The organism is Bradyrhizobium sp. PRIMUS42 (assembly GCF_023006515.1).
Classification (GTDB): Bacteria; Pseudomonadota; Alphaproteobacteria; order Rhizobiales; family Xanthobacteraceae; genus Bradyrhizobium.
Genome location: NZ_JALBGZ010001142.1, coordinates 1 through 1,327, shown reverse-complemented (window position 1 = coordinate 1,327; position 1,327 = coordinate 1). Strand labels below are relative to the sequence as shown.

The 1,327-nt window shown below is 63.8% G+C and carries 3 protein-coding genes; 1 reads left to right on the top strand and 2 read right to left on the bottom strand.

Annotated elements, in window-relative coordinates:
- Positions 1 to 149: 149 nt before the first annotated feature.
- Entirely contained in the window at positions 150 to 629 is a 480-nt protein-coding gene (locus MOV75_RS38430) for a PaaI family thioesterase (protein ID WP_246930265.1), read from the bottom strand.
- A gap of 3 nt (positions 630 to 632) precedes the next feature.
- Positions 633 to 1,061, bottom strand: coding sequence for a thioesterase family protein (locus tag MOV75_RS38425; protein WP_246930267.1), 429 nt, complete (start codon positions 1,059 to 1,061; stop codon positions 633 to 635).
- A gap of 113 nt (positions 1,062 to 1,174) precedes the next feature.
- Here MOV75_RS38425 and MOV75_RS42505 point away from each other — a divergent pair.
- Positions 1,175 to 1,327 (top strand): TetR/AcrR family transcriptional regulator (locus MOV75_RS42505; protein ID WP_258719607.1); only part of this gene is annotated, 153 nt, incomplete at its 3' end.

Below are 1,327 nucleotides of genomic sequence, written 5' to 3'. Positions count from 1 at the left end.
ATGCGACCCGCCGCGAGGGCGCCCGCCCCGATCAGCGTCAGCGCCGCGCGCCGCGTCGGCACCAGGCCTTTATTCTCAAATCCAGCCATATCTCGTCCCGTTTCGGTCCCATCTCCGCGAATACGGTTCGGGACCGGGAATTGTTACGCTCATATAGAGCGTTGCGGGCGTAAAGTCATCGCGTGCCGGGCGCGGGGTAGCATCGCCATCAGCGTCCCGGTCATGGTGGCGATAGGTGTGATCTTGCCTTCGTGCTCGGCAAAGGCTCTGGCCTCGCAGAAGGTCAGCGTGCGGCCGGGCTTCACCACCTCGGCCTTGAAGACGAAGCGTTCGCCGCGGGCGGGTGCAAGCAGCGTGGTTTTGAACTCGACGGTGAGGATGTCGGCCTCGGGTGGCATCAGAGTGAAGGCGGCGACACCGCAGGCATTGTCCAGGCCTGCCGTGATGATGCCGGCATGGACAAAACCGTTCTGTTGCGTGAAGGCCGGCGAATGCAGCATTGCCAATTCGACCTCGCCCGGCGAAAGGCGGACGATCACGATGCCGAGCGTGCGCATCGCCGGCTGACCGTCGAACAAGGCAATGGCAGCCGCGCGATAGCCCGGATTTTTAGGCTCGAACGCCGCCATGGCTCAGACCTCGGCCGGTTCGGCAAGATGCCTCAAGGCGGTTTGGCGGATGGCATCCGCGAACGGCGCCGACTTCCGCAGCGCACGATCCATCTGCACGCCGGTAATCTCGCAAGTCGCGGCGATTTCGCCGGTCTCGGCATTCCTCATCTCGTGCCGGAACCGGATCGACTTGTCGCTGATCTCAAGCAGGTGACTGCGGATCTCGACGATGTCGCCGGCGAGGAGCTCGCGCCTATAGGTGATGTTCTGCTGCACCGCCGCCATGCCGCGGCCGGAACTGCGCAAGTAGCTCGGCGTCAACCCAAGGCGGGCGAACAAATTCCAATTGGCCTCGTCGAACTTGCCGACATACCACATGATGTTCATGTGGCCGACATGATCGCATTGCCACGGATAGACCGTGCCGCGATAGGTCGCCTCCTGCTCCATCGCAATTCCTCCTGCCCTGTTCCGCCTTTGGCGGCTTCTTGATACGGTAGCGTATCAGGGCTCCGTCGCGCTAGCAATACGGCACCGTATCAAGAATCTGCGAGGCTTCCTTCATGAGCGACGGCAAGGGCGATGTCTGGGTCGAGGCGGGGTTTGCCGAGCTCGCCCGCTCGGGGGTCGAGGGCGTCAGGGTCGAGGTGCTCGCCAAGAGCCTCGGCGTCACCAAGGGCGGCTTCTACCGCCGCTTCGCCGACCGCGCCGCGCTG